Annotated in this window: 15 protein-coding genes and 2 tRNA genes; 1 reads left to right on the top strand and 16 read right to left on the bottom strand. The window is 33.2% G+C overall.

Features of this window, described 5'->3' with window-relative positions; translation table 11 throughout:
- Positions 1–4: 4 nt before the first annotated feature.
- The 4 genes from BUC29_RS14790 to BUC29_RS21560 form a co-directional block, all read right to left on the bottom strand.
- Positions 5–205 (bottom strand): hypothetical protein, encoded by a 201-nt coding sequence (locus BUC29_RS14790; RefSeq protein WP_073416941.1) that lies wholly within the window; start codon positions 203–205, stop codon positions 5–7.
- Positions 206–327: 122 nt separating this feature from the next.
- Positions 328–1,044 carry a DUF3164 family protein gene (locus tag BUC29_RS14785; protein WP_073416940.1) on the bottom strand — a complete coding sequence of 239 codons (717 nt, stop codon included), beginning with the start codon at positions 1,042–1,044 and terminating at the stop codon, positions 328–330.
- Between the two features lie 27 nt (positions 1,045–1,071).
- Positions 1,072–1,350, bottom strand: coding sequence for a hypothetical protein (locus tag BUC29_RS14780; RefSeq protein WP_073416939.1), 279 nt, complete (start codon positions 1,348–1,350; stop codon positions 1,072–1,074).
- Positions 1,343–1,480, bottom strand: a complete 138-nt coding sequence (locus BUC29_RS21560; protein WP_167369540.1) for a hypothetical protein — start codon at positions 1,478–1,480, stop codon at positions 1,343–1,345. The genes BUC29_RS14780 and BUC29_RS21560 overlap by 8 nt, the downstream gene beginning before the upstream one ends.
- 264 nt (positions 1,481–1,744) lie before the next feature.
- On the opposite strand from BUC29_RS21560, the gene BUC29_RS14775 reads away from it, so the two are divergent.
- The gene (locus BUC29_RS14775) at positions 1,745–2,428 is read left to right on the top strand and encodes a S24 family peptidase (protein WP_073416938.1); all 684 of its coding nucleotides are present in this window, start codon (positions 1,745–1,747) and stop codon (positions 2,426–2,428) included.
- Positions 2,429–2,609: 181 nt separating this feature from the next.
- On the opposite strand, the gene BUC29_RS14770 is transcribed toward BUC29_RS14775, so the two are convergent.
- The 12 genes from BUC29_RS14770 to BUC29_RS14715 all read right to left on the bottom strand — a co-directional run bounded on the left by BUC29_RS14770 (position 2,610) and on the right by BUC29_RS14715 (position 12,069).
- Positions 2,610–2,694 (bottom strand) — tRNA-Ser (locus BUC29_RS14770).
- 141 nt (positions 2,695–2,835) lie between these two features.
- Positions 2,836–2,920 (bottom strand) — tRNA-Ser (locus BUC29_RS14765).
- A 151-nt stretch (positions 2,921–3,071) separates the two neighbouring features.
- Complete coding sequence (locus BUC29_RS14760; protein WP_073416937.1) at positions 3,072–3,470, bottom strand: acyl-CoA thioesterase; 399 nt, start codon at positions 3,468–3,470, stop codon at positions 3,072–3,074.
- 1 nt (position 3,471) lies between these two features.
- Positions 3,472–4,602, bottom strand: a complete 1,131-nt coding sequence (ribB, locus tag BUC29_RS14755; RefSeq protein WP_073416936.1) for a 3,4-dihydroxy-2-butanone-4-phosphate synthase — start codon at positions 4,600–4,602, stop codon at positions 3,472–3,474.
- Between the two features lie 2 nt (positions 4,603–4,604).
- The gene (locus BUC29_RS14750; RefSeq protein ID WP_073416935.1) at positions 4,605–6,062 is read right to left on the bottom strand and encodes an LptF/LptG family permease; all 1,458 of its coding nucleotides are present in this window, start codon (positions 6,060–6,062) and stop codon (positions 4,605–4,607) included.
- 8 nt (positions 6,063–6,070) lie between these two features.
- Positions 6,071–6,763: an outer membrane lipoprotein periplasmic chaperone LolA1 gene (locus tag BUC29_RS14745; protein WP_073416992.1), complete on the bottom strand. Its 693-nt coding sequence runs from the start codon at positions 6,761–6,763 to the stop codon at positions 6,071–6,073.
- A gap of 7 nt (positions 6,764–6,770) precedes the next feature.
- On the bottom strand, positions 6,771–9,221 hold the full coding sequence (locus BUC29_RS14740) for a DNA translocase FtsK (protein ID WP_073416934.1): 2,451 nt from the start codon (positions 9,219–9,221) through the stop codon (positions 6,771–6,773).
- A 13-nt stretch (positions 9,222–9,234) separates the two neighbouring features.
- Positions 9,235–9,609: a diacylglycerol kinase family protein gene (locus BUC29_RS14735; protein ID WP_073416933.1), complete on the bottom strand. Its 375-nt coding sequence runs from the start codon at positions 9,607–9,609 to the stop codon at positions 9,235–9,237.
- 13 nt (positions 9,610–9,622) lie between these two features.
- Entirely contained in the window at positions 9,623–10,120 is a 498-nt protein-coding gene (gene tpx / locus BUC29_RS14730) for a thiol peroxidase (RefSeq protein ID WP_073416932.1), read from the bottom strand.
- A 386-nt stretch (positions 10,121–10,506) separates the two neighbouring features.
- Positions 10,507–10,764, bottom strand: coding sequence for a DUF6952 family protein (locus BUC29_RS14725; protein ID WP_008462029.1), 258 nt, complete (start codon positions 10,762–10,764; stop codon positions 10,507–10,509).
- A 108-nt stretch (positions 10,765–10,872) separates the two neighbouring features.
- Positions 10,873–11,181: a thioredoxin family protein gene (locus tag BUC29_RS14720; protein ID WP_007805605.1), complete on the bottom strand. Its 309-nt coding sequence runs from the start codon at positions 11,179–11,181 to the stop codon at positions 10,873–10,875.
- A gap of 249 nt (positions 11,182–11,430) precedes the next feature.
- The gene (locus BUC29_RS14715) at positions 11,431–12,069 is read right to left on the bottom strand and encodes a peroxiredoxin (RefSeq protein ID WP_073416931.1); all 639 of its coding nucleotides are present in this window, start codon (positions 12,067–12,069) and stop codon (positions 11,431–11,433) included.
- Between the last annotated feature and the right edge of the window lie 53 nt (positions 12,070–12,122).

The raw sequence follows: 12,122 nt of genomic DNA, 5'->3' as shown, positions 1-12,122 counted from the left end.
ATTTTTAGCCTTTATAAATGGCTTTGGCATGTTTTTTAAATCTTGGATTTTTTATCACAATGCTTTCGTATTGGTTAAAAGCCTGCCGTTCTTTAAGTGATAAATCATTGTCGCAATTCCAGTTTCCCAGACCGTCTTTAAATATAATATGATTGTTTACTTTATAACTTTCGTGATCAGTAATTGGCTTTATTTTTACGCTCATTTAAGTATTGTTTAAAAATTATTCTGATTCTGAAATAAAACCATTCACGGAATAACAAGATTGGTTTTAAGTTGGTTGCAATAAGAAGAATTGCTAAAAGGACCGAAGCATAAATATCATTATTAGGCTGCATGATTTTGTTCGTTTTGCTGATTAAAGAAATTAAAAGCATATCCTTGTAAAAAATCTACAGAAGACATTGATAACGGAATATTAGTTCTCACGCCATTTTCATCAATTCTGCTCGCTTCAATAAACCAGCTTGAACGAATTGGTTTAAATGAAGAAGCAATGATTTCAACACCATCAGTAAATTCTTCATTATTGAATTCTTTAGTTAGTTTTTGAAGTTCTAAAACGCGTGAACCTTTTAAGTTTCCTTTGGCATCTTTTTTAAGTAAATTGAAAACAATTTTCACCAATGATGCTGTTTCTTTACTTGTAGATAAAGATGAAATGTAATTCTGAACTTTTTCAATACCAATTGTAACCGTATCGTCCCAGCCTTCATTGATACGATATCCAATCGTGATTTCTTCCTTATCATTAGAAAAAGTATGCGACATTTGTTTTTCTTTAAAACCATAAACCTGATTTTTTAAATCCAAAATAGTTTCAAACAATTGAAAAGTTTCGGTTTTAGCATTTCGCATCATTTCAGATGTTTCGTGTAATCTTGAAAGTGCTTTCGGAATCGTTTCGGCTACCAGTTTTTTATATGCGTCTCTTTCTTCATTTTTTTTGTTTTCGATTCTGTTTAATGCTTCTTTTAATTCTTGTGCAGAAAATTGAGATAAGTCTAATGATGGTTTAATTGAGTTTGTTAATGCAGCGTTCATAATAATCAATTTTTAAGTTATAATATTTTAGTTCTGTAATAAAATTTCTTCTTTAAAAGGATCACCATAATAGGGTTTGAAATTGTGCAGAAGTACAAGTCTCGACACCTCTTTTATTTTATTTTCAATAGTTTGTGAAACGGGACGGGGAGAAGCTGTTTCATCTTCAAGAATGTGCATCCATTGAAAACGTTCCTGATTTATGCAGATTCTTTCTCCGGCTGTAAAAGTTTTAGATCTTTCAGAACAATATTGAAGTGCCAGATACAGTTGTGCAATTCTTGCTTCGATTTGATTTTTACTCATGATTTTTTTCTAATAAGGTTCGTAATTTTTTTATGTCAGATTCTATTAAGTTCCTCTCGGAACTGTTTGGATTTTCAATCAGCCAATTTTCCAGTTCCTGAATTTTTTCTTTGATTTGTGATATTTCCATTTTTAAATTTTTAATTATTAGTGAATAGTAAATTAGATTTTTAGAGTCGTAGTTTTCTACATGTTTTTCTCGTTGTAATTTTTTTAGGCTTTAATTTTGGGCTAAATGTGGTTTCGCCTTATAAATCATGTGATTACTTTGTTTTACGACTTGAAATTTCTCAGTAATTGTGTTGTTTTTAATTTTTATTTTTCTTTACTTTGCAAATATAATGTAAAATAATACATCAAAACAAATTTTTAACGTAAAAAAATACATCTTTTTATGGGATCAACTGATAGAATGCGAGAATACCTTGATTATAAAGGGATTACTAAATATAAATTCTGTAATGATTTAGGTTTTTCTAATAAATTTTTAGATAATAGTAGTAACATGGGAACGGATAAGGCGTGTAAAATTTTACACTATTATCCGGAAATTAATTCAGAATGGTTTTTGACAGGAAATGGACCAATGTTAAAAGAAAATAACACGAATATTGTAATTATGAATAATGACAGAAAAACGACAGATTCGCTTCATGTAAGCCAAGAAATACCATTATATGATTTGGAAGCTGTTGCTGGTTTACGAGAATTGTTTAGCAGTGGAAAGCCGCAAAGAGTTTTGGATACAATAAAAATTCCAAATCTGCCAAAATGTGATGGTGCGATTTCTGTGACAGGAGATAGTATGTATCCGCTTTTAAAATCGGGAGATATAATTTTGTATAAAGAAACAGAGTTTGAAAATATCTTTTTTGGAGAAATGTATCTTTTAAGTGTCAAGTTGAATGATTGGGAAGAGTATATTACAGTAAAGTATGTTCAGAAGTCGGAACAAGGAAATGAATTTGTGAAACTGGTAAGTCAGAATTCACATCATCAGCCAAAAGATATTCATATTTCAAAAATATCTGCATTAGCGCTTATAAAAGCGAGTATTCGTATTAATACGATGATGTAAGTCTATTTAGTTGAATTTTTTGGTCTTGAAATAGAAAAAAAATAAAAAAAAGCCTTTGAAATTGTTTTTCAAAGGCTTTTTTATTAAATATAAGTTTTTTAGAAGAGAAATATAGATGGAATGTTGGTGAGACAGTAAAAAAATACCCTCAACAAAGTTGAAGGTATTTTCTTAATTTCAGCGGAGAAAGAGGGATTCGAACCCCCGGACCTGTTACAGTCAACAGTTTTCAAGACTGCCGCATTCGACCGCTCTGCCATTTCTCCAGTATGTCTGCCATCATTAGCTGATTGCGAGTGCAAATATAAGGTGTTTTTTCGATTGTGAAAATTTTTTTGAGACTATTTACAAAGAAAATGATGTAAAAAAAGAAACCCTTAACAAAAGTTAAGGGTTTTTAATTTCAGCGGAGAAAGAGGGATTCGAACCCCCGGACCTGTTACAGTCAACAGTTTTCAAGACTGCCGCATTCGACCGCTCTGCCATTTCTCCAGTATGTATGCTATCATTGCCTGATTGCGGGTGCAAATATAAGACGGTTTTCCGGTTCTCAAAACTTTTTTTGGACTTTTTTTAGAACTTTTTTAAAATAATTTTCAAGTGTCTAATTATCAGTATTTCCGAAAAATATTTTTTTAAACAATTAATCCAGATTGTCCAAAATTGGAGTTGGTTTCTTGTTTTCGTCTACCGCAACAAAAGAAAAAGTTCCGGAAACTACCGTTTCGCGAAGCTCAGAATACATTTGTTCCATAAAAATATCAACGTGGATTTTACAGCTTGTTTTTCCGACACTAATAACTTTTGCTACTAATTCAATTAAGGTTCCTGCGGGAATTGCTTTTTTAAAATCAATTTGACCTGTAGAAATCGTAACTACTTTTTTGCGGCTAAAACGCGTAGCACAGATAAAAGCAACTTCGTCCATTAAATGAAGAGCAGTTCCTCCAAATAAAGTGTCATAATGATTGGTTGTACTAGGGAAAACGGCTTTAAAAATACGTGTTTCCGATTTTAAAATTCTTTCTTCTACTGTTCCCATATTAGTAATTAACGTATTCTGTAATTTCAAGACCATATCCAATCATTCCAACGCGTTTTGTTTGCTCTGTATTTGAAACTAATCTAATCTTAGAAATATCAATATCGTGAAGAATTTGAGCTCCAATTCCGTAATCTTTACTATCGATAATAACTTTTGGTGCTTTTAAAGTTCCGTTAGCTTGTAATGATTTAAGCTCAGAAATTCTATTTAAAAGATTGACAGCCGTCATATCCTGATTAATAAAAATAACGGCGCCTTTTCCGTTTTCATTAATTACTTTAAACATATCGTCTAACTGTTGTTCAGCATTATTGGTCAATGTGCCCAGCAAATCATTGTTTACCTGAGAAGAGTGAATTCTTGTCAATATTGGTTCACCTGCATTCCAGGTTCCTTTTGTCAACGCGATATGAATCTGTTTATTTGTGGTTTGTTCGTAAGCTCTTAATCTAAAAGTTCCAAAACGCGTTTCAATATCAAAATCCTCTTTTTTAACAATCAAACTGTCATGCTGCATTCTGTAAGCAACCAAATCTTCAATAGAAACTAATTTCAAATCAAACTTTTTTGCCACTTTTATCAATTCTGGTAAACGCGACATTGTTCCGTCTTCGTTTAAAATTTCACAGATAACACCGGCTGGTTTAAATCCGGCTAATCTTGCAAAATCAATAGCAGCCTCTGTATGGCCTGTTCTTCTTAAAACACCACCTTGTTTTGCTATTAGAGGAAAAATATGTCCGGGACGTGCTAAATCATGTGGTTTTGTATTGGGATCAACTAATGATTGTACCGTTTTTGATCGGTCAGCGGCAGAAATTCCGGTTGTAACTCCATTTCCTTTTAAATCAACAGAAACTGTAAAAGCAGTTTCCATGTGATCTGTATTGTTGGTAACCATTGCTCTTAAATCAAGCTCTTTGCATCGGCTTTCTGTAAGAGGTGTACAAATTAATCCGCGGCCATGTGTCGCCATAAAATTGATCATTTCAGGAGTTACTTTTTCGGCAGCAGCCAAAAAATCACCTTCATTTTCACGATCTTCATCATCGACTACAATGATTACTTTCCCTTGACGAATATCTTCTATAGCTTCCTCAATGGTATTCAGTTGAATTTTTGTTGACATAATTATTCTTTGTTTTGAGAAGGTAAGAACCGCTCAGAAATTTTTTGAAATAGTTGTGATATTGGGGTTGTTATTGCATCAAAATTAATCAATCCGTTATCGTTTGTGGCACGATATGTTAATAATATTGCTAATGGCGAAAGAATAAACGACGACATCCATGATCCCATAAAAGGAGTCATTCCGCCTTCTTGTGATAATCTTTTTCCAAAAGTATTGATGAAATGAAAAGTAATAAAAATTAATACCGCAAAAACAATTGGCAGTCCAAGTCCGCCTTTTCTAATAATTGCTCCAAGAGGCGCGCCAATAAAGAACATTAAAAAACATGCAAAAGCGATAACGAATTTCTCGTACAATGCAGTTAAATGTTTATTGATCTCTCGCTGTTTGTCTTTTAAATCTTTTTGAGTAGATTCAATTGAGTACATATTGCTCGTAACGTTGCTTGATGCCATTTTAATAACATCAATTTTCTGTTTGTTGTTGTATAATGACAAAAGATCGTTAGGTAATGTCTTTTTGTTTTTTTTCTTATCAACAACCAAAGCACTTGATTTTCGAATTCCAACACGCTGATTTATATTCTCAGAAAATGAAATAATTTCATTATCGAGGTTTTTGTTTAATGAATCTAAAGTATAACGTAATTCATTAACATTCAGCATTGCGTTTGTTCCGGCAATACTTTCTTTACTGTCATCAACTTTGTTTAATTCAGATAAATCGATGTTGATAATATGCTTTTTGAATGCGCCTTTTATAAAAGGAAGTTTAGCGCGGTCTTCGTATTTTTTTGGTGTAACATCCTGATAGTAATATCCATCATTTAAAACCAGTTTTAAAATGCTGGATTTTTCGTTACTGATTAATTCACCGTCTTTGGCTTTAATAACAGTTTTGTTTTCCCCAACATTATTGGCTTTCTCGTGAATAGTAACGCCGGTTAAAATATTTCCGTTTTCACCAGATTTTTTATTGACTTTGATATTGTAAGTTCCAACATCATTAAACTGACCTTCGGCAATTGCCATGGCAGGTTTCGCCTGAGCAATATTTTTACGGAAGTTTACGAACTTATATTCAGCATACGGAATAACATTATTGGCAAACCAAAATGCTACAATACTTAAAAGGAAGATAAAAATAATTAAAACCCGCATCGCTCTCTGAAGTGATATTCCGGATGATTTCATGGCGGCGAATTCATAATTTTCGGCTAAATTCCCGAAAGTCATAATCGAAGCCAAAAGAACCGAAAGCGGTAAAACCAACGGTATAATACGAGGCATAGAAAAAAGCAGGAATTTCACGACCAGTATTAAGTCGAGATCTTTACCTGCTAGTTCTGATATAAATAGCCATACTGTCTGCAGTATGAATATGAAAAATAGAATTACAAATACCGTAGCAAATGTAAATAAGAATGTTTTTAATAAGTATTTGTCTAGAATTTTCAACCTTCTGATTAATCTAATTTATTGATGTAGTATTTCGGGTATTTACTCGCTACAAAGGTAAATTGATTTTTTGATAATGGCTGATTGGTTTTAAAAGAATTAACGGTTAAAGTTGTTTTTGTTCCGTTTTTTCCAGTTTCAATCAAATTGTAAATATGTTTTGTCTGAACGTCAATGCCTAACAAAATTTCTTTTCTCTGATCTTTTCCTGTAGTTGGGACTAATTTAATATACTGGATTTTTCTGCCTTTTACATTTTGTACAATATCCATTGTGTATTTGTAACCAGAATTAAAGAACGTCAGCATTTTTGAAGGTGTAATAGCATTATCGTCTTTTTCATTTACTTTAGAAACCGTAACTTCTTCGTCTTCAGGAACAATTGTATATGTTTTTTGCCCGTCAAAAATTTTAGTAACGCCCATAAAATTCAACACATATTGATTTCCCTTCATGGTTACGTTTCCTTTGCTGTCCTGATTAATATTTTCTTTGGCGTTATTCAAAGAGTATTTAAAATCGATAACAATATTATCGTAGCTTTTTATTTTTGCAGTTACTTCGTTCAATAAATCTTTTGCTTTTTTATCCTGAGCCTGAATAGAAGTGAAGCTCAAAAGCAAAATAACTGCAATTTGAAGACACTTTTTAGTCATGTTTAAGATAGAATTGTTTTTGATTTCCTGAATGTTTGTTCTCATGATTGGATTAATTTTGTTCATTATTAAAAAATTGATCAAGAGCACTTAAGTCTAAAATATTTACGCTTCTTGCTTTACTGCCTTCAAACGGCCCAACAATTCCTGCTGCTTCCAGCTGATCAATCAAACGACCGGCTCTGTTGTAACCCAATTTTAGTTTTCTTTGCAATAACGAAGCAGATCCTTGTTGTGCGTTGACAATAATCTCTGCAGCTTCTCTAAATAAGGCATCTCTTTCGGAAATATCCATATCAAGATTAATGCCAGTTTCTTCTCCAACAAACTCTGGAAGTAAATAAGCTGTGGCATACGCTTTTTGTGAACCAATAAAATCTGTAATTTTTTCAACTTCAGGCGTGTCAATAAATGCACACTGAACACGTATTACGTCGTTTCCATTTGTGTACAATAAATCTCCTCGTCCAATCAATTGATCTGCTCCCTGAGTGTCCAAAATTGTTCTTGAGTCAATTTTTGAAGTTACTCTAAAGGCAATTCTCGCAGGGAAATTCGCCTTAATTAAACCTGTAATAACGTTTACCGATGGTCTTTGTGTAGCGATAATTAAGTGAATACCAATTGCACGGGCAAGCTGAGCAAGACGAGCGATCGGAACTTCTACTTCTTTTCCTGCGGTCATAATTAAATCAGCAAACTCGTCGACAACCAAAACAATGTAAGGTAAAAATCGGTGACCGGCTTCAGGATTTAATTTTCTTGATTTGAATTTTTCGTTGTATTCTTTAATATTACGAACCATCGCATCTTTTAATAAAGAATAACGATTGTCCATTTCGGTACAAAGAGAATTCAAAGTATTGACAACTTTTGCGTTATCAGTAATAATAGCATCTTCCGTATCTGGAAGTTTAGCTAAATAATGTCTTTCTATTTTGTTGAAAAGCGTAAGTTCTACTTTTTTCGGATCGACTAAAACGAATTTTACTTCTGCCGGATGTTTTTTGTATAAAAGCGAAGTTAAAACCGCATTTAATCCAACAGACTTTCCTTGTCCAGTTGCTCCTGCCATTAATAAGTGAGGCATTTTAGCAAGATCGACAACAAAAGTTTCGTTTGAAATAGTTTTTCCTAAAGCAATTGGCAGTTCCATTTCGGCTTCCTGAAATTTAGCAGCTCCAATAACGCTTTTCATCGAAACCATAGTTGGAGTCTTATTTGGAACTTCGATACCAATTGTTCCTTTTCCTGGAATTGGCGCAATAATACGAATTCCTAAAGCCGATAAAGACAAGGCAATATCGTCTTCTAAACTTTTAATTTTAGAAATTCTAATTCCGGCTTCGGGTACAATTTCATATAAAGTTACCGATGGACCAACGGTTGCTTTAATTTGTGCAATTTCGATTTTGTAGTTACGAAGTGTATCTACAATTTTATTTTTATTTTCTTCTAATTCTTCCTGATTAATCGTAATTCCTCCAGTCGAATATTCTTTTAATAAATCGATGGTAGGGAATTTATAATTGGATAAATCCAAAGTTGGATCAAATAATCCGAAATCAGCAACTAAGCGAGAAGCAAGATTTTCTTCAATTATATCTTCTTCTTCAGCTTTTTCAATCACAAATGCTTCATCTGGAGTAGCAGTTATATGCTGCGCAGCAGGCTGAATTGGTTTTAAAACCGGATTTAGCTCAATTTCAGATGGATGATCGATTGTCGGTTTTAATGCTTCTTTATTAATTTCAAATTTAGAATCATCAGTTTTTAGATGAATATTATCCAGTTCAGGATCTTCTTCAATGGCAAATTCTTCTAAATTATAAGCACTTTCAGGCTCTTGTTCCTGAATTTGAGGTTTTTTGATTGAATCTAATTCGGATTTAAATTCATTTTTAGTTGAATCAAAATACGACTGAATTTTCTCTGGAGAAACTTTTATTTTGAAAATCAAATAAACAATAAGTCCAAAAAGCAAAGTCAATAAAGTTCCCGTTTTTCCTATATAATCCTGAAGAAAAAGATTCAGTTCATAACCAATAGTTCCGCCTAATTCGGGCGCCGAAGTAGCAAAAAAACCGAATAGAATCGAAACAATAATGATAGCAAAAATATCCCAGAACCAGGTGTTCTTTAATTTTTTGGTCGAAAGTTCTAATGCCAGAAACAATCCGGTTAAAAAGAATAAGCGGACAATTATAAAAGAAGCAAGACCAAAACCTCTGTAAACAATCAAATCAGCAAGATAAGCCCCGAATTTTCCGAGCCAGTTTTGTACAACTTCGTCACGATCTCCAATCTGGCTAACTGCACTTTGGTCTGTCTGCCATTGTCCGTTGACATAAAAAGAAATAAATGCAACTAATAATGCAATAGAAAAGAGTATCAAAAGACATCCCAAAACAAACTTTTGCTGTTTGGTTAATTGCCAGGATCTGATGCTGGCAGCTTTTGATTCGGTTTTTTTGTCTACAGTTTCTTTTTTTGTTTTTGCCATTCTTGCGTTCCGCCTATATAAATTTTGGAATATAAATAATCAAACCAATTGCTATTGCTGTCATGGCGGCAAAAAATACCGCTCCTGCAGCAATATCTTTAATAAATCCGATTCTTCTGCTGTAATCGGGGTGAATAAAATCGGCTATTTTTTCAACAGCAGTATTTAATCCTTCAATGCTTAAAACCAAACCAATGGCTAATGTCTGGCAAAGCCATTCAGTTTGAGAAATATGAAAATAGAATCCGGCAATCGTCATGATAATTCCTGATGAGAATTGAACCATGATGCTGTGTTCTGTTTTTATCAATTTTACAGCCCCGTTAAAAGCATAAGTCATACTTTTTAATCGACCTGTAACAAATGTATTATCTTTTTGAAACTCCATTTAGTGGAAAATATTATAGTGCTGCTAAAGCTGCTTCGTAATTTGGTTCGTTTGCAATTTCAGCAACTTGTTCTGTATGTTTAATTGTTCCGTCTGCATCTACAACAATAATAACTCTTGAGTGTAAGCCAGCCAATGGTCCGTCAACAAGTTCTAAGCCATTTGCTTTACCAAAAGCACCAGTTTGAAAATCTGATAAATTAACTACATTTTCTAAACCTTCAGCACCGCAAAAACGTTTTTGAGCAAAAGGTAAATCTCTGGAAATACATAAAACAGTTGTGTTTTCTAATCCGCTTGCACTTTGGTTAAATTTTCTAACAGATGCAGCGCAGGTTCCTGTGTCAACACTTGGAAAAATGTTTAAAACTAATTTTTTACCAGCGAAGTTACTTAATGAAGCAACAGATAAATCGTTTTGTACCAATTTGAAGTCAGCTAATTTTGAACCAACTGCTGGTAATTCGCCAGATGTATGAACCGGATTTCCTCCTAAAGTTATTGTAGCCATGATTTTTGTTTAAATTAATGAGGCTCAAAAGTAAGGATTAATATTTGAATCTAAAAGTATTTGTTGTGGGTTTAAGCTGAGATTAAGGTTGAGGTTTTATCTATATTGGTTTGTGTATAATGGCACGCAGATGACACGGATTTTATTCTTATTTTTTGTCAGGCTGAGCGAAGTCGAAGCCCACACAAGTAGTTCCGTAATCTAAATTGCTAATCTTTGTGGATATACTTTACGCGGGCTTCGACTTCGCTCAGCCTGACAAAGATTGCGTCAAAATTGAGACTGAAAACTGTAACCGAAAACTGCAAACTAAAAAAAGCGTCCCTAAAAATAGAAACGCCTCCTTGTCATGTTTTTTGTTTTTTAATTTGAAAAACGGCTCGATATTATTTATCGATAGAGCCTAGAACACGTTTCATAAACGTATTTAAAGCTTCTTTTTTATCTGTCCCCTGAGCAACCAATTTTTGTACTTCAAGGGCACCATACATATTTGAAATCAATTCGCCAATTACGTCTAATTCTTCATCTTTTAGAGAAGGAATCTCGGTCATGGCTTCAAGAACTTCGATCGTTTCAATGATATAATCCTGATCGTTTTCTTCGATGAATTGCGTTAAATGCTTTATTACTGGTAATTTCATGTTGAGATTTCTTAGATTTTTAGACTTGCTTAGACTTCTTAGACTTTTTTAAAAATTTAGACAACATCTAAGAAGTCTAAAAATCTAAGCCAGTCTAACGATCTAAAATTAAGCAATTGCGTTTACAAGATCGATTAAAACTTCTTGTTTATTAGTTTGGGTTTCTCCAACCAATTGTCCGTTTACAAAAGTTGCAAAGGTTGGCAGGTTACTTACATTAGCTAGTTTTCTTGATTCAGGAGAATTTTCTGCATCAACCAAAACAAAAGTGATAGCTTCATTTTCTGTCGCTAATTTTTTGAATTTTGGTTTCATAATACGGCAATTTCCACACCATGAAGCTGAATATTGTACTACAACTTTTTCGTTTTTAGCAACTAAATCTGCTAATGTATCTTCGTTTAAGTCGATTAACATAGTTTTTATTTTTTGAGGTGCTAAGTCGCTGAGGTGCTAAGGTTCTAAGTTTTTTAGCCCTTAGTCCATAAAAATGACTTAACGTTAAAATTATTTTTTGAGATCTAAAGCTATCAGGGTTCTAAGATTCTAAGTGTTAATCTTAGAACCTGATAACTGTATTGTAGAATTTTATTTAAGATTTAAAAGTTCAGTAAAAAAACTTAGTGCCTCAGTACCTTAGAACCTCAGAACCTTAAAAAAAGCAGCTTAGTTAGCGCTTAAGTATTCAGCAGTACTGTTTCTGTCAGCAGTCATAGCTTCTTTACCAGCTTCCCAGTTTGCAGGACAAACTTCACCTTTAGTCTGGATGTGAGTGTAAGCGTCTACCATTCTTAAGTATTCGTTTACGTTACGTCCTAATGGCATATCGTTTACACTTTCGTGGAAGATTTTTCCAGTTTCGTCAATTAAGTAAGTAGCTCTGTAAGTTACGTTAGAACCTTCGATGATAACTGAATCAGTATCTTCGCTGTAGCTTGTAGATTCGATATCAAGAATACCTAAAATGTTAGCTAAGTTACGGTTTGTATCTGCTAAGATTGGGTAAGTAACACCTTCGATTCCACCATTGTTTTTTGGAGTATTTAACCAAGCAAAGTGAACTTCGTTTGTATCACAAGAAGCACCAATTACGATAGTATTTCTTTTTTCAAATTCTGGTAATGCAGCTTGAAAGGCGTGTAATTCAGTTGGACATACAAAAGTAAAATCTTTTGGGTACCAAAATAAAAGTACTTTTTTATTGTTGTTTACTGCTTCTTCAAAAATGTTGATTTTTAAGTTGTCACCCATTTCTGAGATAGCATCTACTGCAATACTTGGGAATTTTTTTCCTACTAAAGACATATTTTTCGTTTTACGTTAAAAATTTATTTGCTGCAAAAGTAGGGCATAAGTAC

Origin of the sequence: Flavobacterium defluvii, from assembly GCF_900129555.1 — a bacterium.
Lineage (GTDB): Bacteria > Bacteroidota > Bacteroidia > Flavobacteriales > Flavobacteriaceae > Flavobacterium > Flavobacterium defluvii.
This window is presented reverse-complemented; position numbering and strand designations above follow the sequence as displayed.

Bases quoted from the DNA above. Each gene is read 5' to 3' on its own strand.
- ribB (WP_073416936.1), bottom strand. From the start codon at position 4,602: ATGTCAACAAAAATTCAACTGAATACCATTGAGGAAGCTATAGAAGAT.
- BUC29_RS14760 (WP_073416937.1), bottom strand. From the start codon at position 3,470: ATGGGAACAGTAGAAGAAAGAATTTTAAAATCGGAAACACGTATTTTT.
- BUC29_RS14785 (WP_073416940.1), bottom strand. From the start codon at position 1,044: ATGAACGCTGCATTAACAAACTCAATTAAACCATCATTAGACTTATCT.
- BUC29_RS21560 (WP_167369540.1), bottom strand. From the start codon at position 1,480: ATGGAAATATCACAAATCAAAGAAAAAATTCAGGAACTGGAAAATTGG.
- BUC29_RS14725 (WP_008462029.1), bottom strand. From the start codon at position 10,764: ATGAAATTACCAGTAATAAAGCATTTAACGCAATTCATCGAAGAAAAC.
- BUC29_RS14775 (WP_073416938.1), top strand. From the start codon at position 1,745: ATGGGATCAACTGATAGAATGCGAGAATACCTTGATTATAAAGGGATT.
- BUC29_RS14780 (WP_073416939.1), bottom strand. From the start codon at position 1,350: ATGAGTAAAAATCAAATCGAAGCAAGAATTGCACAACTGTATCTGGCA.
- tpx (WP_073416932.1), bottom strand. From the start codon at position 10,120: ATGGCTACAATAACTTTAGGAGGAAATCCGGTTCATACATCTGGCGAA.
- BUC29_RS14745 (WP_073416992.1), bottom strand. From the start codon at position 6,763: ATGAGAACAAACATTCAGGAAATCAAAAACAATTCTATCTTAAACATG.
- BUC29_RS14720 (WP_007805605.1), bottom strand. From the start codon at position 11,181: ATGTTAATCGACTTAAACGAAGATACATTAGCAGATTTAGTTGCTAAA.
- BUC29_RS14735 (WP_073416933.1), bottom strand. From the start codon at position 9,609: ATGGAGTTTCAAAAAGATAATACATTTGTTACAGGTCGATTAAAAAGT.
- BUC29_RS14715 (WP_073416931.1), bottom strand. From the start codon at position 12,069: ATGTCTTTAGTAGGAAAAAAATTCCCAAGTATTGCAGTAGATGCTATC.
- BUC29_RS14740 (WP_073416934.1), bottom strand. From the start codon at position 9,221: ATGGCAAAAACAAAAAAAGAAACTGTAGACAAAAAAACCGAATCAAAA.
- BUC29_RS14790 (WP_073416941.1), bottom strand. From the start codon at position 205: ATGAGCGTAAAAATAAAGCCAATTACTGATCACGAAAGTTATAAAGTA.